The organism is Aliiroseovarius sp. D2-2, from assembly GCF_055809455.1.
Genome location: NZ_CM147913.1, coordinates 61,084 through 79,702, shown reverse-complemented (window position 1 = coordinate 79,702; position 18,619 = coordinate 61,084). Strand labels below are relative to the sequence as shown.

The 18,619-nt window shown below is 55.9% G+C and carries 17 protein-coding genes and 1 pseudogene; 8 read left to right on the top strand and 10 right to left on the bottom strand.

All coding sequences use genetic code 11. From position 1 onward, the window contains the following. Positions 1–130 precede the first annotated feature (130 nt). Positions 131–712, top strand: a complete 582-nt coding sequence (locus tag AC0L6A_RS00380; protein WP_473291467.1) for a hypothetical protein — start codon at positions 131–133, stop codon at positions 710–712. A gap of 5 nt (positions 713–717) precedes the next feature. Here AC0L6A_RS00380 and AC0L6A_RS00375 read toward each other — a convergent pair whose 3' ends face one another. Both AC0L6A_RS00375 and AC0L6A_RS00370 read right to left on the bottom strand, forming a co-directional pair. After that, entirely contained in the window at positions 718–1,353 is a 636-nt protein-coding gene (locus AC0L6A_RS00375; RefSeq protein WP_473291466.1) for an HAD hydrolase-like protein, read from the bottom strand. 2 nt (positions 1,354–1,355) lie between these two features. Next, a complete protein-coding gene (locus tag AC0L6A_RS00370; protein ID WP_246928314.1) occupies positions 1,356–1,694 on the bottom strand; it encodes a hypothetical protein in 339 nt (112 codons plus the stop codon). A gap of 109 nt (positions 1,695–1,803) precedes the next feature. On the opposite strand from AC0L6A_RS00370, the gene AC0L6A_RS00365 reads away from it, so the two are divergent. Beyond that, entirely contained in the window at positions 1,804–2,874 is a 1,071-nt protein-coding gene (locus tag AC0L6A_RS00365; RefSeq protein WP_473291464.1) for a transporter substrate-binding domain-containing protein, read from the top strand. A 102-nt stretch (positions 2,875–2,976) separates the two neighbouring features. After that, positions 2,977–3,264 carry a DUF6525 family protein gene (locus tag AC0L6A_RS00360; protein WP_473291463.1) on the top strand — a complete coding sequence of 96 codons (288 nt, stop codon included), beginning with the start codon at positions 2,977–2,979 and terminating at the stop codon, positions 3,262–3,264. On the opposite strand, the gene dapD is transcribed toward AC0L6A_RS00360, so the two are convergent. Next, positions 3,242–4,069: a 2,3,4,5-tetrahydropyridine-2,6-dicarboxylate N-succinyltransferase gene (gene dapD, locus AC0L6A_RS00355; RefSeq protein WP_473291462.1), complete on the bottom strand. Its 828-nt coding sequence runs from the start codon at positions 4,067–4,069 to the stop codon at positions 3,242–3,244. The two genes, AC0L6A_RS00360 and dapD, sit on opposite strands and share 23 nt — an antisense overlap. A gap of 215 nt (positions 4,070–4,284) precedes the next feature. Here dapD and AC0L6A_RS00350 point away from each other — a divergent pair, with 215 nt between their 5' ends. Further along, positions 4,285–5,127: an LOG family protein gene (locus tag AC0L6A_RS00350; protein ID WP_246928310.1), complete on the top strand. Its 843-nt coding sequence runs from the start codon at positions 4,285–4,287 to the stop codon at positions 5,125–5,127. Between the two features lie 55 nt (positions 5,128–5,182). Here AC0L6A_RS00350 and AC0L6A_RS00345 read toward each other — a convergent pair whose 3' ends face one another. The 3 genes from AC0L6A_RS00345 to AC0L6A_RS00335 form a co-directional block, all read right to left on the bottom strand. After that, complete coding sequence (locus AC0L6A_RS00345; RefSeq protein WP_473291460.1) at positions 5,183–6,133, bottom strand: Hint domain-containing protein; 951 nt, start codon at positions 6,131–6,133, stop codon at positions 5,183–5,185. A gap of 271 nt (positions 6,134–6,404) precedes the next feature. After that, entirely contained in the window at positions 6,405–7,595 is a 1,191-nt protein-coding gene (gene rlmN / locus AC0L6A_RS00340) for a dual-specificity RNA methyltransferase RlmN (protein WP_473291458.1), read from the bottom strand. 107 nt (positions 7,596–7,702) lie between these two features. After that, positions 7,703–8,230, bottom strand: a complete 528-nt coding sequence (locus tag AC0L6A_RS00335) for an invasion associated locus B family protein (RefSeq protein WP_473291457.1) — start codon at positions 8,228–8,230, stop codon at positions 7,703–7,705. 183 nt (positions 8,231–8,413) lie between these two features. On the opposite strand from AC0L6A_RS00335, the gene AC0L6A_RS00330 reads away from it, so the two are divergent. Next, positions 8,414–9,418, top strand: a complete 1,005-nt coding sequence (locus tag AC0L6A_RS00330; protein WP_473291455.1) for an asparaginase — start codon at positions 8,414–8,416, stop codon at positions 9,416–9,418. 6 nt (positions 9,419–9,424) lie between these two features. On the opposite strand, the gene AC0L6A_RS00325 is transcribed toward AC0L6A_RS00330, so the two are convergent. Both AC0L6A_RS00325 and serB read right to left on the bottom strand, forming a co-directional pair. Beyond that, positions 9,425–10,183: a TSUP family transporter gene (locus AC0L6A_RS00325; RefSeq protein ID WP_473291454.1), complete on the bottom strand. Its 759-nt coding sequence runs from the start codon at positions 10,181–10,183 to the stop codon at positions 9,425–9,427. Then, the gene (gene serB, locus AC0L6A_RS00320; RefSeq protein ID WP_473291452.1) at positions 10,176–11,054 is read right to left on the bottom strand and encodes a phosphoserine phosphatase SerB; all 879 of its coding nucleotides are present in this window, start codon (positions 11,052–11,054) and stop codon (positions 10,176–10,178) included. Before serB ends, AC0L6A_RS00325 begins: the two co-directional genes overlap by 8 nt. Before the next feature lie 263 nt (positions 11,055–11,317). On the opposite strand from serB, the gene AC0L6A_RS00315 reads away from it, so the two are divergent. From AC0L6A_RS00315 to AC0L6A_RS00305, 3 genes are all read left to right on the top strand, one after another. Next, entirely contained in the window at positions 11,318–12,463 is a 1,146-nt protein-coding gene (locus AC0L6A_RS00315; protein WP_473291450.1) for a phosphoserine transaminase, read from the top strand. Positions 12,464–12,526: 63 nt separating this feature from the next. After that, positions 12,527–14,119, top strand: coding sequence for a phosphoglycerate dehydrogenase (gene serA, locus AC0L6A_RS00310; protein ID WP_473291449.1), 1,593 nt, complete (start codon positions 12,527–12,529; stop codon positions 14,117–14,119). A gap of 95 nt (positions 14,120–14,214) precedes the next feature. Next, positions 14,215–14,970, top strand: coding sequence for a metallophosphoesterase (locus tag AC0L6A_RS00305; protein ID WP_473291448.1), 756 nt, complete (start codon positions 14,215–14,217; stop codon positions 14,968–14,970). 26 nt (positions 14,971–14,996) lie between these two features. Here AC0L6A_RS00305 and AC0L6A_RS00300 read toward each other — a convergent pair whose 3' ends face one another. Next, the gene (locus AC0L6A_RS00300; protein WP_473291447.1) at positions 14,997–16,001 is read right to left on the bottom strand and encodes a sterol desaturase family protein; all 1,005 of its coding nucleotides are present in this window, start codon (positions 15,999–16,001) and stop codon (positions 14,997–14,999) included. Between the two features lie 304 nt (positions 16,002–16,305). After that, positions 16,306–18,451 (bottom strand): annotated as a pseudogene (gene pnp / locus AC0L6A_RS00295) (polyribonucleotide nucleotidyltransferase). Positions 18,452–18,619 lie beyond the last annotated feature (168 nt).

The following is an 18,619-nucleotide window of genomic DNA, read 5'->3' as shown; positions in this document are numbered from 1 at the left end:
CTGGACGCGGTGCAAACGGGCGTTGCCCGCGAAAGCCTGCGCATTGGGGAATTGCACCGAGTTGCGCTGGACCCCATGCCATCCGGCGGCTAACCTGTTCGCAAAATTCAACGTATGATCGGAGCGCCCAATGCGTAAACTCCTGTTCCTTTTGTTTCTTTTACCCCTGACGGCTTGTATTGATGCCGATATGAAGCTGAGCATCAAAGACGACACGGCCACCGTGTCTTCGGTGGTGACTGCAGGTCCTGATGCCTATCAGATGATGCTTTCAAGCGGTCAGGATCTGTGTGAGGACGGCGTTGGAACGCTGCTTAAAGATGGTGGCTACAAATGTGAAGTCGAGCAAACCGGCACAATTGATGAGATGATTGCCGAGCTTGAAGACGCAAAAGCAAGGTCCGAAGGCATGGCCCCCGATCAGTCCGCAAAGATCGAGCGTTTGCCCGACGGTAACGTCCGGGTTTCGATGGATCTGGCCGCGCTGAAAAGTCAGATTTCGGAAGGCGGTATGGACCCGGCAATGATCGCCATGATGCAGCAAGCCTTTGTGGGGCGTCGGATCAAGATGGAGATCGTCGGCAACATCATCGAGACAAACGGCGTGAAAGCCATGAATGGCCGCGCTGCGTCAATCACGATCCCGCTGGATAAGCTGTTGATGCAAGACCCGTCCGTTCCCGACAGCTTTGTCACGATCGTGAAGCCCTAGAGGGTTCAGTCCAAAATCGAGTTAATAGCGCCCGGCAATTCGTCGGGCGTTGTTACATGGGCATCCGCATCAGACAGGTCGTCATCTTTGCCATAGCCCCACGCAACAGACACAAAGCCCATACCGTTGGCGCGGGCGGCTTTCATATCGTAGTGCCGGTCCCCGATCATGACGCAACGCGCCGGGTCATCGCCGGTGACGTCTAACGCATGTGCCAAAAGCTCGGCCTTGTCGTTTCGGGTGCCATCCAGCTCTGGTCCGAATTCATGTGTCATGTGTTTCGACAGTCCGAAATGCTCAGTGATCTTTCGCGCATAGGCATGCGGCTTGGCCGTTGCGATGTGCATCGCGCGTGATTGTGAAAGTTGCTCCAGAACCTCAGGGATGCGGTCATAGACCATGCAGTCATACATCCCGCCACCCGTGGTGTAGTGCCGGCGATAAGCAGCCAACGCGGCTTCAGGGTCGGGGGCGCCAAGCCTCTCGAAGCTCCACAACAATGCGGGGCCAATCACCCATTCAAGATCGTCTGCCTTTGGTGCCGTTATGCCCAAATCTTCCAGCGCCTTGATCACGCTGCCTGTAATGCCGGGCTTAGGGTCGGTCAGGGTTCCATCCAGGTCCCAAAAGATGGTTCCCATCTTCAGTCCTCGTCGAAGAATGGCGTCATCTGCGCGACGATCACGCTGTTTTCGGCTAATGCACGCCCCATCAGCTTTCGCTCTTCTGGCGGGATGTCATGACCCTCGGCCAAACGATCATCCAGCGACCCATAGCCGCTGACGTCCAGCGGGGCCAAATCTGCTTGTTTCAGGATTGCGACGGTTTCACGCACCGCTTCCGCTTCATCAATTCCCGAGGCATAGCAAACCAACGCCGCACCGGTCGCGCCTTCGGGCAACCCGTCGTCGTCCTTGCGGCCCACTTCAACCAGAAGTGTGTACACCTTGTGGGATTTCTTGGTTTTGGTTGTCTTGGTCATGAAAAGAGGCGTGGCAGAACGTTACGGAAAGCACAAGAGACAAACGCAAACAGTTGGCAGTTCGCACTGGTCAGGGTATTGGGGGAATGTAGTTTGGGGAAAAAGCGCAATGATTGCACAAAGGCTTCGCCACTTGGCCGCTGTGTGTCTGGCATGGATATGTGCGACCACGGCACTCTATGCTCAGGCATCTGATCTGGAATTTGTAACAGTCGAACGACCGCCCTTTGCCATCAGTGATGGCGATGAAGTTTCTGGCTTTGCCATCGATCTGATGACCGCCATTGCCGAAGAAATGGGCCAGACTGTCAGCTTTGAAGTGGCTGAAAGCTTTCCTGACATGCTGGGGCGCGTCGAAAACATTACGGTTGATGGAGCAATTGCCAATATTTCTATCACTCGTGATCGCGAAGCACGCATGGATTTCTCGCAACCGATCTATCACGGTGGCTTAAGGATCATGGTGCCCCGCAATCAAGACGGAATAAGCATTTGGTCAACACTGCTTAGCCTCGACCTTGCCTTAGCCATCTTGGCAGCCTTTGCGTTGCTTCTGGGTGGCGGCATGCTGATGTGGTTCTTTGAACGCGACAAACAGCCTTACTTCGAAGGAAGTGCCCGCCAAGCCATGTTCCCGTCTTTCTGGTGGGCACTTAATCTAGTTGTGAACGGCGGCTTCGAAGAACGCCTGCCACGCTCAACATTTGGGCGTTTGTTCGGCACGTTCCTTGTGATCTCAAGCTTGTTTGTTGTGTCGGTTTTTGTGGCCCATATCACTGCGTCCATCACGGTCAGCGCGATCTCGGGCTCGATCCATTCGGTTTCTGATCTTGACGGGAAGCGCGTTGGCACGACTGAAGGGTCGACTGCATCCATATTCTTAGAAGAACGCAGCATGGTTTACGCGGGCTACGACTCGCTTGATGCGCTATTAGGTGACTTTGAACAGGGTGAACTGGACGCCGTGATTTTTGACGGGCCTATCTTGGCGCACTACGCGCAAAATGAAGGCGCGAGATATGGCGAGGTTCTGGACAGCGTGTCCCGTCCCGAAAGCTACGGCATTGCCCTACCCACAGGCAGCCCTCTGCGCGAAGAGATCAACGTCGCACTGCTGCGTTTGATCGAAACGGGCGCGTATTCAGATCTGTCTGCAAAATGGTTTGGCGGTCCGCGGTAAATCAGACCCCTTCGGTTTTCACGAGGAGGGGTGAGGCCGCTTGAAGTTGAGGTCAGTTATTGTTATGAAATAACATAACTTACTCCAGATAAACTAATCCCGATGAACAATCTTCGATCTTCCCTAAAGGCGCGAAAGCGGGCGGCCAGCCCAATGCGGGAATATGACGGTCTGCCGTTGGCCCTGCGCCGCTGGCTTCAAGGCGCAGCCTTGCCATGGTCAGCACCTTCGGCAAAACGCGCGTGGCGAAACGCTATGAAATCGGCTGGCGGATGTGAAAAGCGCGCCATGCATCACATGGCGCGCATCGAGACGAAATCTCTGCAAAAGGACGCACCGAATGTCTGGGGCGACCACTATCCTGAAATTAGTCGCGCAGCAGCTCGTTGATACCGGTTTTCGAACGGGTCTTGGCGTCAACACGCTTCACGATTACGGCGCAATAGAGGTTGATGTTGTTCTTTGATGGCATCGAGCCAGCAACCACGACCGAATAAGGTGGCACTTCGCCGTACATGACTTCGCCGGTTTCGCGATCAACGATCTTGGTTGATTGGCCGATGAACACGCCCATGCCCAAAACCGCGCCTTCGCGAACGATACAGCCTTCCACGACTTCCGAGCGTGCGCCGATGAAGCAATTGTCTTCGATGATGGTCGGGCCGGCCTGCATGGGTTCCAGAACGCCGCCGATGCCAACGCCACCCGACAGGTGTACGTTTTTGCCGATCTGCGCACATGAACCAACGGTGGCCCATGTATCAACCATGGTGCCTTCGTCCACGTGGGCGCCAAGGTTTACAAAGCTAGGCATCAGAACCACGCCCGGTGCGATGTAGGCTGATTTGCGCACAACGGCGTTCGGCACGGCGCGGAAGCCAGCGGCTTTCCACTGGTTGTCGCCCCAGCCTTTGAACTTGCTGTCGACCTTATCCCACCAGCCGCCGCCTTGCGGACCGCCGGATTGCTCTTCCATGTCCTTGATGCGGAAACCCAGCAGCACGGCTTTCTTGGCCCACTGGTTTACATGCCAGTCGCCATTGTCCTGACGTTCCGCCACACGCAGCTTGCCGCTATCGAGCGCATTCAGCGTATCTTCGATCGCTTCGCGGGTTTCGCCCGTAGTTGCGGGTGTGATTGTGTCGCGCGCCTCCCAGGCGGCTTCAATGGCAGCTTCGAGTTGTGCGTTTGACATTTCTGATACTCCGTGGGCGCGTGTTGTTTGCAAAGGCCTATAAGCCTCAAAGCTCTTTTTCGCAATGCAGATCGCGGCAGGTGCGCCCATCTGCGGCGGCAAGAGACGCCCAAGCGACGTTTTCATCGCGCAACAGTGAGCATGTTGCACTGGTCCTTTAGCGCTAAAGCCGCTACGCCTTGGGGAAGAAACGCTAATGTGACAGGACCAGTTCTATGAAAGACGACCGCAACCATCCGCTTCGCGACAGCCATCAAGACCGCGAGGCAGCACACCATATTCCGGACACCCCCCAAACGCGGGCGCCGGCCTATAAGCTGGCTTTCGATGATCCGGAATTTCTGTGTCGCGATGAGCTGCGCCCGGTTCGCTTACAGTTAGAGCTATTGAAGCCTGAACTGATGATGCAGGAATACGGTGTTGAATCGACGGTTGTTCTGTTCGGCGGCGCGCGCATCCCCGAACCTTCTAAGAAGGACGGCGCCCGCACGAAGACTCTTGCCGATCTTTCGAAGTTTTATGATGAAGCACGCGAATTTGCTCGCCTTCTGACCTTGCGATCAAAGGTGAACAATCACCGCGAAAACGTCGTTGTCACCGGCGGCGGCCCCGGCGTGATGGAAGCCGGAAACCGCGGCGCAGAGGATGCGGGTGGCGTATCCATCGGTCTGAACATCGTGCTGCCGCACGAGCAAGCGCCCAACGAATACGTAACGCCGGACCTGTGCTTCAACTTCCACTACTTCGCCATCCGCAAGATGCACTTCCTGATGCGCGCAGAAGCCATCGCCATCTTCCCCGGCGGCTTTGGCACCTTGGACGAGCTTTTTGAAAGTCTGACCCTGATTCAGACCGGCCGCATGAAGAAAGTTCCGATCCTGCTTTTCGGCAAAGATTTCTGGACCACGATCGTGAATTGGGAAGCGCTGTCAGATGCGGGCACCATCAGCGCCGAGGATCTGGACTTGTTCCGTTTCGTCGAAACCGCTCAGGAAGCTGTTGATGCGATGGACAACTGGCCAAATCAAGATGCACGGGATGCTTTGCCGGGGCGGTGATCAGCAAGGTTGAATCAAAGAGCTAAGAAATTTTCGGGCGCAGAAGAAGGCAAGCCTAGACGCTGATCAAGTCTTTGCTGTTCTTTCTGTGCCGCTTGAGCATTCGATTTATCTTCTTGTTTGAAGGGACAAAAGCTGCGGGGCCCTGTAGGGCGATCCGTTCAAGCACCTCCGGGAATAGGGTCGAGATTTCTTCGACAGCCTCTGGCGATAACGACTTCATCGCTTCCGGACCTGTGAACAGGCTTTCTGCGGGGGCGCCATTTGCCAGCAGGATTTCATGGTCATCAAGAAGGATGTGAAAGTACGCGAGTGATCGGGGGCGTTCATCAAGGTCGATGCCCGAGCATCTAACAAGCTTGATGGCAGGTATCAAAACCTCTTTCGAGCCAAACATGCGTTCAGCGACTTTGGACTTAATCAAGATTCGGTGTTGGCGGCTTACCAGTAGATCCTGATGGGGAAGTTGATTTCCCAAGGCACCGGCACGAATGCGCACAGGGCAAAGCTTTGGTGCGTGATGCATTTCAAACGCGGATACCTCACGGCGACCGATCCAACGTATCGTGTGGATATCACCATTGATTGTCAGAACTTGGTCCCCTTCGTTCAGGGTCTCTATCGACTTCTGACCATGCGGCGTTGCGATCCTTGTGCCTTTGACAAAACAGATAACGGCCGAGACATCCGCCTCGAAATGGTTCGACATAGCTGCGCGAATTGCGGTGACATCGTCACCAACCGTGAATGTGGTGGTGCCGTTGGTAGCATAGAGAAAGCCCGAGGTGCCTCCGCCCGAATACATGAAGCCCGTATCGCCAATGTCATTGCCGTTACCCGATACGGCAGCGTCCCATTCATCGTTTGAAATTGTTCCGTCGTTGTCAAAATCATCAACAACAATGACCACATCAGTGGTGTTGACAGAGTTGACTATCCAGTCGCCCCTCGACTTGGAAACGGATGCAACGGTTCCAGGTGGGAAGGTAAGCGTCAGCAACGCCATTGATCAAACTCTCGCTTCCACTCTCGCTGGGGTTGAGCCTGCCTCTCCCCATTCATTAAGAAAGCGTTAATATTTAGCCATGTTGAGCGTTAACTGTCAATTTTCACGGCATACGGGGTGCGTTGCGACGAAGTCTTCGAAAGAATATTTGGCGCATCCCGAAACTTGAGGACGCGGATTATCCGGTTCGATTGATCGTTAAAAGAGACGAGGCGCAGGGAGCGGCCTGGCTTCATTCATTGCCGTCGACGTACTGATTAAAGTATCTGGATCAGCTCAACCTAGCTTCAGCCTCGATCTGGCGCTTCGATTTACGCGCTCGTTCAGTTTCGGACTTTAGCTGACCACAAGCCGCCATGATATCCTCGCCGCGTGGTTTGCGGATAGGGCTGGCAAAGCCGGCCTGATGGATGATCTCGGCAAAGGCGCGGATGCGATTGTTCGACGACCTTTTGTAGGGCGCGCCGGGCCATTCGTTGAACGGGATCAGGTTGATCTTGGCTGGGATGCTGTGGCGTTTGATATGTTTTACCAGGCGGTGGGCGTCTTCATCGCTGTCGTTCACACCGTTCAGCATCACGTATTCAAAGGTGATCCGTTCGCTGTTCGACACCTTCGGATAAGCGGCGAGAGAGCTTAAAAGCTCTTCGATATTCCAGCGCTTGTTGATCGGGACCAGCATGTCGCGCACGTCGTCGGTGGTTGCGTGGAAGCTGATGGCCAGAAGACAGCCGATTTCTTGGGCCGTGCGGGCGATCTCGGGCACGACGCCTGATGTCGACAGGGTGATACGACGGCGTGACAGCTGAATGCCTTCGGGGTCCATCGCGATGTTCATCGCGTCGCGCACGTTGTCAAAGTTATAAAGCGGCTCTCCCATGCCCATCAGAACGATGTTGGACAAAAGACGGGCTTCGTCTTGGTTCCGCGTGCCGGGTTCTGGCCATTCGTCCAGATCATCGCGTGCCATCATGACTTGGCCAATGATTTCGCCCGCAGTCAGATTGCGCACCAGCTTCTGGGTGCCTGTGTGGCAGAAGGAACAGGTCAGTGTGCAGCCCACTTGCGAGCTGATGCAGAGCGTGCCGCGACCCTCTTCGGGGATATACACGACCTCGACTTCATGTCCGCCTGCGATGCGGACAAGGTATTTGCGGGTTCCGTCTTCGGAAACCTGACGGCTGACAACTTCGGGGGTTTCGATCACAAATTGCTCGGCCAGTTCGGCACGATAATTCTTGGAAAGGTTTGTCATGTCGGCAAAGTCGCGTTTGCCCCACTGGTAAATCCACTGCCAGATCTGGCCGGTCCGCATCTTGGCCTGCTTTTCCGGCGTGCCCATTTCGATCAACGCATCACGCATCTGATCACGCGTCATACCAACAAGGTTGCGTTTGCCACCTTCGTCGATCTTGCGCGGGATGGTCATCACATCCTGAGTAATCGGGGCCTTGGGGTCCATGTCAGGTTCCTTACAGTGCAGGGCGGCAGTCTATAGAGGCACAAACATAGTTTGTCACGCCACGGATTACACCATGGCGTGTTCAAAAAGAATTCTGATCAAGTGGATCAGTTCGTGCAGCGCTTGCCGGCTTCGTCGACTGCGGCGGTAAAGCCAAGCAGGCTGAACGTGTCCTGCGTTTTAGTACCACGCGCACTTTGTGCTGACGCAACGGCTTTGGCGCCGCCCTTCATCGCCTTGATGATCTTTGCATCATCAGCAGGGCTTGCTGCCCACGCCCATTCGCCATCGGTGAACAATTGGAAGCTCTTACCGCCAATGTCCAACCCTACCGTAGAGCCTGGGGCGAACGGATAGCCGCCAGTGAACGACACTTCGCCCTTCACGTTTTTGCCTGGGCGATAGCTGACAAACAGCAGAATATCACTGCGTTTCACCGCAACCGCACGGCCGTTTTTCGTGTTTACGGTTTCTTTCGGGCTGGAAACGCTCCAGCACTCAGTTGGGTTTTTCTCGACGAAAACGCTCCAATCGGTGCTCGCGGCCACCCGGTTCGAACTTTCTTGCGCCAAGACACCTGTCGCTGCCACCGACAAGCCGAAGGCGCCAATTGCGCCCAAGATCAAACGATTCATGTCTAATACAGCCTCCGCTGCCTCTGCCTCGGACCGTTGCGTTGTCCCTGCCATCTTAAGTGGCCCTTGACCAGACCGCTCAGGTCGTTTCCATGTCTGCAAGCGCAGTTTAGCGTGAAAAGACAGGGTAATGAAAGCCCCGGCAGCGGATTTTCGCGTGTTTCCGGGCAGAAGGAGAAAAGAATGGGTAAGGCAGAGCGGCTGGTCGAGGTCTGGCGCGGTGATATCCTTGAAAGCCAACACCGTGGGCATGCGGTCGTAGTGGATAAGACAGGTGGGATTGTGCACGCGTGGGGTGACCCGGATCAGGTTATTCTACCGCGATCCTCGGCGAAGATGTTGCAAGCGCTTCCTCTTGTAGAAAGTGGGGCGGCGGACGCTGCAGGCCTGACGACCGAGCAGCTTGCGTTATCTTGTGCAAGTCATCAGGGCGCTGCCATTCACACCGATCGCGTGTCACGTTGGTTGGCGGATATGGGGCTGGGCAATGATGATCTGCGCTGCGGCCCACAATGGCCTGCCGACAAACCTGCAAAGGTTGGGTTGATCAAAACAGATGACAGCCCTTGCCGCATTCACAACAACTGTTCGGGCAAACATGCCGGGTTCCTGACGCTTAGCCGGCATATGGGCGTGTCCGATCCAAACTATGTAGAAGTGGATCACCCGATTCAGGTGGCAATCAAACAAGCCTTCGAAGAAGTGACGGACGAGAAAAGCCCCGGTTTCGGGATTGATGGTTGTTCAGCCCCCAATCACGCCAGCACGCTTCTGGGCATGGGGCGGGCCATGGCTGGTTTTGCTTCTGCGAAAGAAGGTGGGGATGCGCGCGCGAGGGCCTCGGTCCGGTTGCGCGAAGCGATGATGCTTCACCCCGATCTGGTGGCCGGCGAAACCCGCGCCTGTACCGAGCTGATGCGCACCGCGCCGGGCAAAGTCGCCTTGAAAACGGGTGCCGAAGCCTTCTTCATCGCCATCATCCCCGAGCTTGAGATGGGTGTCGCGCTGAAGATCGAAGACGGATCAACCCGCGCATCGGAATGTGCCATCGCGGCCATTCTTGTGAAGCTGGGTGTGTTGGACCCGTCGCATCCAGATGTGAAGAAACGCCTTAACCCGGACGTTCTGAATTTTGCCGGGCTGAATACGGGCTTTATTCGCCCGTCTGAGGCCGTGCTGACCTTGTAATAGGCTCTACAGCAAATCCGCGATTAGCTTCACGGCCATCGCGGATGATGCAATGACAAGCAGGGGTTTGATCAGCTTCGAACCTATCCGCGACGCAAGGCTGGAGCCGACATAGGCTCCGGCAATTTGCGCGGCCCCCATCGCAAGCCCGATTGCCCAAAGCGGAGACAACACGATCAGAAAGCCTGCCAGCCCACCAACATTTGATGCGAAGTTCAGAAGCTTCGTATGGGCGGTGGCCTTTAGGATGCCATGTCCCGCCATGGCAACGAATGCCAGCATGTAAAAAGCGCCGGCACCCGGGCCAAGCAGCCCATCGTAAAAGCCGATCAGCGGAGCGAAGGTCAACGTAAAGACAGCGGGCGAAAGTCGCTGGTGGCGATCAGTGTCGTCCAACCCCGGTTTCACGGCAAAGAAAATGGCAATCCCAACCAGAAGCACGGGCAAGACCCAGCGGATCAGATCAACAGGCAGGGCATTGACCGACAGCGCGCCAAGCAATGCCGCGATGAAAGAAAAGGCTGCGGGTTTCAGCTGCTTGCGCAGGTTCACATGGCCTTTGCGTGCATAGGTGATTGCCGCCATGCCCGCGCCAAAAAGCCCTTGCACTTTGTTGGTGGCAAGCGCTGTGACAGGTGGCACGCCTGCCAGCAAAAGTGCAGGGACCGTGATCAACCCGCCCCCGCCTGCGATGCTATCAATGAACCCGGCAACAAAACCTGCCGCCAGAAGGAACAACAGGATTTCGGTTGAAAACTCAGCCATTTACGAAGTCAGTCGACGCATAGCCCTGAATGTACAGCAGGGCGGTCAGGTCACCGTGGTTGATGCGGATATCACATTCAGCCGCGACAGAAGGCTTCGCGTGAAGTGCAACACCAGCGCCAGCAAGCCCAAGCATGCCAAGGTCATTTGCACCATCACCCACGGCCATCACGTCCGCATGATCCAACCCAAGACGCGCCGAGATATCTTTCAGCGCCGAGACCTTGGCCTCGCGCCCCAGAATGGGCATGCCAACGGTGCCGGTTAATACGCCGTCTTCCACGTTCAGAGTGTTCGCACGGTTTTCGTCAAAGCCAAGCGTCTCGGCCACATGGGCGGTGAAGGCGGTGAACCCGCCGGACACCAGCGCGGCATAAGCTCCGTTTGCCTTCATCGTTGCCAGAAGCGCGCGACCACCTGGCATCAGGGTGATGCGGTTTGCCAGCACGTCGGCAATGACGCCCTCTGACAGACCCTTCAGCAGCCCAACACGTTCGATCAGCGCACCTTCGAAATCCAGCTCTCCGTTCATAGCGCGTGCTGTGATGTCTTTCACCCTCTCTCCAACGCCAGCCTCGTCCGCCAGTTCGTCGATGCATTCTTGCTGGATCATGGTCGAATCCATGTCGGCCAGCAGCATCCTTTTACGGCGATCTTTGGCGGGTAGCACAATCAGGTCGATACCCATCTTTTGAAGATCGCCCCAAATTTCCCAACGGTTGTCGGGCATCACGTCCAGTGAGAGCTCTGCGGCTTCGTCTGGGGCCAGCCATTGTTCATCGCCACCGCCCCACGCATTGCGCAAGTTCTCGACAAGGGCGGGGTCGAGATTGCGGGCCAAGGGGGATGCGATCAGTGTGGCGATGAACATGGATGGGCCTTTGTCTGGGCAATTTAACTAGGCGTTTCATGCGGCAGATCACGTCCGGATCACAAGCTCTAATCAGCAATTTACAGGTAATTGCGGCGTTTCCAGCTGGGGCGCAAGTTTCCGATAGTGGTCTTTCAGCGTCTGAATTCGACCTATCGCGGGTAATATCCGACGCTTTTGTGCTTGTGCAGAATAGTCCCGCGCCTTACCTCGGTCAGTGGGACACCCTTCCCCAACGAAGGGCACATATCTGCGAGGGTATCATGACTGATATTGCAAAACCGGCTACGCGGCCGGCAAATCCGCGTTTTTCTTCTGGCCCCTGTGCCAAACCCCCCACATGGAATCTGGATGCTTTGTCGGACGCTGCCCTTGGCCGTTCGCACCGTGCTGCCATTGGCAAGGACAAGCTGAAAGCGGCTATCGAGGGCACGCGTGAGGTGCTGGGCATCCCTGCGGATTATAAAATCGGCATCGTTCCTGCGTCGGATACTGGCGCAGTTGAAATGGCGCTGTGGTCGCTTCTGGGCGCACGTGGGGTCGAGATGTTAGCTTGGGAAAGCTTCGGCGCTGGATGGGTCACGGATGTGAACAAGCAGCTGAAACTGGATGCTGTGGCAAAAACCGCTGACTATGGCGAGCTACCTGATCTGGCGTCGGTCGATTTCACCAACGATGTTGTCTTTACCTGGAACGGCACGACCTCGGGCGTGCGTGTTCCGAACGGCGACTGGATTCCATCTAACCGCGAAAGTCTGACGATCTGCGATGCGACCTCGGCTGCGTTTGCGATGGACCTGCCTTGGGACAAACTGGATGTGACTACGTTCAGCTGGCAGAAAGTGCTGGGCGGCGAAGCTGCACACGGCATTCTGATCTTGTCGCCCCGCGCCGTTGAGCGTCTGGAAAGCTACACACCAGCATGGCCGCTGCCGAAAATCTTCCGCCTGACCAAGGGCGGCAAGTTGATCGAAGGCATCTTTACCGGTGCGACGATCAACACGCCGTCGATGCTGGCGGTCGAGGACTATCTTTTCGCACTTGATTGGGCGCGGTCTGTTGGCGGGCTTGAGGGTCTGATCCATCGTGCGGATGCCAACACCAAGGCTGTCGCTGATTTCGTCGAGATGCGCGATTGGGTTGATTTCCTGGCTCACGATCCGGCGACGCTGTCGAATACCTCGGTCTGTTTGAAGTTCACTGACGACCGCATCAAAGACGGGGCCGCGTTTGCCAAAGCCGTTGCCAAACGGCTGGAAGCCGAAGGTGTAGCGCTGGATGTTGGTGCATACCGCGACGCGCCTGCCGGTCTTCGCATTTGGTGTGGCGGCACGGTCGAAACGTCGGACGTGGCAGCGTTGATGCCGTGGCTCGACTGGGCGTTCAACGCCGAGATCGCAGCACAATAAGCATACCGTCCCGCGCAAGAACGCGCGGGACTTCCCCTACATCTTTGAAGAAGGACCAACACCATGGCCCCCAAAGTACTCGTATCCGATAAGCTTTCGGAAACCGCCGTTCAGATTTTCCGTGACCGCGGTATCGAAGTCGATTTCGAACCTACACTCGGCAAAGACAAAGACGCGCTGGCCGCCAAGATTGGAGACTATGATGGTCTGGCGATCCGCTCGGCCACGAAAGTTACCGACAAAATCCTTGAAGCGGCAACCAATCTGAAAGTGGTTGCTCGTGCTGGGATCGGTACCGACAACGTCGACAAGGTCGCCGCGTCGAAAGCCGGTGTGATCGTTATGAACACGCCCTTTGGCAACATGATCACTACTGCCGAACACGCGATCGCGATGATGTTCGCCGTGGCGCGTCAGATTCCGGAGGCCTCGGCCTCGACCCACGCAGGCAAGTGGGAAAAGTCGAAGTTCATGGGGGTCGAACTGACCAACAAGACGCTCGGCGTCATCGGTGCAGGCAATATCGGTGGCATCGTGTGCGACCGTGCGCTGGGATTGAAGATGAAAGTGGTCGCCTTTGATCCCTTCCTGTCGGACGAAAAAGCCGACAGCATGGGCGTTGAGAAGGTCGAGCTTGACGAGCTTCTGGCGCGCGCTGACTTCATCACGCTTCACGTGCCACTGATCGACGCGACCAAGAACATCCTAAGCCGTGAAAATCTGCTGAAAACAAAAGCAGGTGTTCGCATCATCAACTGTGCCCGTGGTGGTTTGGTCGATGAAGAAGCACTGGCTGACCTTTTGAAGTCGGGTCACGTTGCCGGCGCAGCTTTCGACGTGTTCGCCGAAGAACCCGCCACCGAGAACCCATTGTTCAACCTACCCAACGTGGTCTGCACCCCGCACCTAGGTGCTGCAACGACCGAAGCGCAGGAAAACGTGGCGCTGCAAGTGGCTGAGCAGATGTCAGACTATCTTCTGACCGGAGCCGTACAGAACGCGCTGAACATGCCGTCTGTCACTGCCGAGGAAGCCAAGGTCATGGGTCCGTGGATCAAACTGGCCGAGCATTTGGGTGCCTTTGTTGGTCAGATGACCGACGAACCAGTGAAGGCCGTGAACATCCTTTACGATGGTGTGGCGTCAGAGATGAACCTGAAGGCGCTGGACTGCGCTGTGATTGCGGGTCTGATGAAGCCGCAAACCCCTGATGTGAACATGGTCTCGGCGCCTGTTATCGCGGCGGATCGTGGGATCAAAACCTCGACCACCACGCAGGCCAAAGGCGGCACGTTTGACGGCTACATCAAGGTGACTGTGGTAACAGAAAATCGCGAGCGTTCGATCGCTGGTACTGTGTTCTCGGATGGCAAACCGCGCTTCATCCAGATCAAAGGCATCAACATCGACGCCGAGATCGGGAACCATATGCTTTACACCACCAACAATGACGTGCCGGGCATTATTGGTGCGCTGGGTAAAACCATGGGTGAGAATGGCGTGAACATTGCCAACTTTACTTTGGGCCGCAAGGATACAGGTGGTGACGCTATCGCCTTGCTGTACGTGGACAATCCCATCCCGGAACCTGTGATGAAAATCCTGTGTGAAACGGGTCTGTTCAACACTGTCAGCCCGCTTGAGTTCGACGTTTAAGACCACTTCGAAGACAAGAAAGCCCTGGTCCTGCGCCGGGGCTTTTCTTTTTGGGCCGGATGCTTAGGGTGGCCGCAGAAGAAGGAACACTGCTTATGCGCGCCTATGCGATCGGAGACATTCACGGCCATCTCGACAAGCTGAAGGCTGCACATGCGCTGATCGCGGAAGACCGCGTAGGTTGCGGTGGCGATGACGCGCCAATCATCCACATCGGGGACCTTGTTGATCGCGGCCCTGACAGCAAAGGCGTGATTCAGTATCTGATCGAAGGTCAGGCGCGCGGTGAAAATTGGGTGGTGCTGAAAGGCAATCACGACCGCATGATGGAGATGTTTCTGCGCGAACACCCCATGGTCGATACACAGCTTCTGTATAACTACAACTGGCTGCATGAGCGCCTTGGTGGAGTTGAAACTCTGGCCAGCTACGGTGTGGACGTGCCCGAAGGTATCCGTACTTATCAGTTACATCCCAAGGCGCGAGCTGCCGTACCCCAGGCGCATCGCGACTATCTGGCGAACTTGCAGACCAATTACCGACTGGGGGATCTGTATTTCGCCCATGCGGGCATCCGCCCCGGAATAGCGCTTGAAGACCAGACCGAAGACGACCTGTGCTGGATTCGCCAGGAGTTTCACCACTCAGACGCAGATCACGGCCCGCTGATCGTGCATGGTCATACGCCCGTGTCCGAAGTCACGCACTATGGCAATCGATTGAACATCGACACTGGGGCGGGGCATGGGAAGGCCCTGTCTGCCATCGTCATGGAAGGGCGCGATGTGTGGTTGCTGGGGCCAGATGGCCGACAATCCGTTCTGCCAACAGACACAAAAGCACCGATCTAAAAACCAGCTCTGCGCAAACCAAGACGCTACCCACTGGTTTTCTGATACATGGCTTTCTTTCGCTGACGAGTGTCCTGCGTGGCTTCGTCGCTTCCATCATGGAACGTCCCGAACCAACGGTCCCAAGGCATTTCTTGGTTGCCGTAGTTACACTCGTAATAGCGGTGATGAAGCTGGTGATAGAAGGTGCCAAGCGCCAGTCGGCGTTTGTCCTTGATCAGCAAATCTTCATAACCCGTATGGGTCATCGCAGCCCCTGGCCCAAGGTAGATCACGTGGAAATACAGATGGATTGGATGAGTTGGAACGATCCAGTGAATCAGTAGGGATGTCAGGTAGATGAAATGCTCGATTGGGTGCATCGAGAACCCGGACCACGGCCCAACATTGACGTTGCGGTGATGCAAGGAATGTACGTGCTTATAAAGGATCGGCATGTGCAACAGCCTGTGCACCCAATAGAAATGAAAAGCTGACCAGATCGGCAACAGCAACAAAGCCAGTATGAACCAGACTGGATTTTCGGCGAAGGTAAGTGTCGGGATATATCCGTTGGCCATCATCCACATGGTCAGCACTTGAAACGCCGAAATCTGTGTCACACCGCTGGCCAGTGACCAGAACAGATTGTCATGGACCTGATTTGAGAAATTCCAAAGTCGATTGCCTTTTGCCATGTCGCGGCGGTCAAACTTCAACGTCTTCCCTTGCCCGCGCAGCATGTAGAAATACCAGTGCAGCCCGCCCGCGATCACCAACATGGTCACCAAGTTGACGGCCCAAACCTGCGTCACCCAACCGATCCCGAAATGTGTAGCCTGATCGAGCGATGGGTAGGCGAACACCCAAAGCAGAACCGCAAGGATGATCATCATCACGCGTTCGCTTAGCATCAGCCAGTTGCGCGCAAACCAAGTAGCCAAATATCTGGGTTGTGGCGGCCATCTAAAGACCGAGGTATCTGCAAGCGGAAGGTCTGGGTGGTAGTTCCACTCCCGGCTCATTGGTGCGTCTTCTGGCTTATCTTGCATCCGTGTCTCTCTTGTTTGCGACTACATTCACAGCCAAACCCTTTGGGCGGAGATTTCTATCACAAAAACGACCTTGAAGGCGTTTCTTGAATTCTGCCCGTTGTTCGCATGCGAAATGCCATCGCTGGTCGAAGCCGTGCCTTGCAGCGAGGTTTGCAGTGAACTTGCTTAATGAGATTTAGGAAATCCACATTGCTACCCTGTATAAAAAAGCCCCGGTGTTTCCACCGGGGCTTTCTTTTATTTGAAAACGAGCGACCGACCGAAGCCGGGTGCCGGTTCGGGTGACCCCGAACCGTTTGACTTAGTCTTCGTCTTTTTTCTTTGGCTCAGGAGCAATCTCTTCGCCAGTTTCCTGATCAACGATTTTCATCGACAGGCGAACTTTGCCGCGATCGTCAAAGCCAAGCAGTTTGACTTTCACTTCCTGGCCTTCTTTCAGAACGTCCGAAGGATGGTTCAGGCGACGGTTTTCGATCTGGCTGACATGCACAAGGCCGTCGCGCTTGCCGAAGAAGTTCACGAAGGCGCCGAAGTCGACGATCTTCACAACTTTACCGGTGTAAATCGCGCCTTCTTCAGGCTCTGCAACGATCGCGTGGATCATTTCGTAAGCCTTGGCGATTGCGTCGCCGTTTGGCGATGCGATCTTGATCACGCCGTCGTCGTTGATGTCGACCTTAGCGCCCGACACTTCCACGATTTCGCGGATGACTTTACCGCCCGAGCCGATCACTTCACGGATCTTGTCGGTTGGAACGTTCATCGTTTCGATGCGCGGTGCGTGAGCCGAGAACTCTTCGCGGCCCGAAGACAGTGCTTTGTTCATTTCACCCAGGATATGCAGACGGCCTTCTTTGGCTTGTGCCAAGGCTTTCTCCATGATCTCGGGCGTGATGCCTGCAACCTTGATGTCCATCTGCAGCGACGTGATGCCGTCTTCGGTACCTGCCACTTTGAAGTCCATATCGCCCAGGTGATCTTCGTCACCCAGAATGTCGGTCAGAACAGCGTACGAACCGTCATCTTCCAAGATCAGACCCATGGCAACACCAGCAACTGGTGCTTTCAGAGGCACAGCCGCGTCCATCATGGACAGCGAGCCACCACAGACCGATGCCATCGAGGACGAGCCGTTCGAACTCGGTGATCTCGGACACAACGCGGATGGTGTAGGGGAAGTCGGTTGCCGACGGCAGAACCGCCTGCAGCGCACGCCAAGCCAGCTTGCCGTGACCGATTTCGCGACGGCCAGTGAAGCCGAAGCGACCCACTTCGCCGACCGAGTAGGGCGGGAAGTTGTAGTGCAACATGAAGTTCGACTTGTAGGTGCCGGTCAGCGCATCGATCATCTGTTCGTCGTCGCCGGTGCCCAGAGTGGTCACAACCAGACCCTGAGTTTCGCCACGTGTGAACAAAGCCGAACCGTGTGTACGGGGCAGGATGCCTGCTTCCGAAACGATCGGGCGCACTGTGTCCAGCGCACGGCCATCGATACGTTTGCCGGTTTTCACCACGTCACCGCGGACAACCGAGCTTTCCAGCTTCTTCAGTGCCGAACCAAGGTTCTCGTCTGCTTGCTGATCTTCTGTCAGGGCAGCGACGATTTCTTCCTTGGCAACAGACAGGGCGCCAACGCGTTCCTGTTTGTCAGTGTTGCCGTAAGCCGCACGGATTTTGTCTTCGCCAGCAGCTTTCACTGCAGCGTAGAGGTCCGAGTAATCAGCAGGCTGATAGTCAAACGGCTCTTTCGCAGCGCTTTCGGCCAGATCAATGATCATGTCGATCACAGGCTGGATTTCTTGGTGCGCGAAGTTCACGGCACCCAGCATTTCAGCTTCGGTCAGTTCGTAAGCTTCTGATTCCACCATCATCACGGCGTCTTTTGTACCGGCTACAACAAGGTCCAGACGCTGGTCTGGGTTGTTGCGCAGCTGGTGCATGTCGTCGCAAGTCGGGTTCAGGATGTATTCGCCATCTTCAAAGCCAACGCGAGCCGCAGCAATCGGACCCATGAACGGTGCGCCCGAAATGGTCAGAGCCGCCGAGGCAGCGATCATCGCAACGATGTCGGGATCGTTAACAAGGTCGTGGCTCAGCACGGTGCAGATCACCAGAACTTCGTTTTTGAAGCCGGGGACGAACAGCGGGCGGATCGGACGGTCGATCAGACGCGATGTCAGCGTCTCTTTTTCCGTCGGACGCGCTTCGCGCTTGAAAAAGCCGCCTGGGATTTTACCGGCGGCGTAGTATTTCTCGTTGTAGTGAACTGTCAGCGGGAAGAAGTCCTGACCGGGCTTCTGTGCCTTCGCGAAGGTCACGTTAGCCATGACGGATGTTTCGCCCAGAGTGGCGATCACAGTACCGTCGGCCTGACGGGCAACTTTGCCCGTTTCCAGAGTGAGGGTTTCTTCGCCCCACTCGATCGATTTTTTAGTTACGTCAAACATTATGTTTTCCTAGTTGGAAGCACTCCCGGCCCTCCGGGTCTTCCGTTGTCATGGTGGCCCCATTGCCACCGACCCCTTTATCGTTTCATGCGCCGGGGTCGAAGCGCACGTCTCAGATGCGTGCGCCTTACAGGAAAACAAGGGGTTTGGAAAGCAAAACCGTTTGAA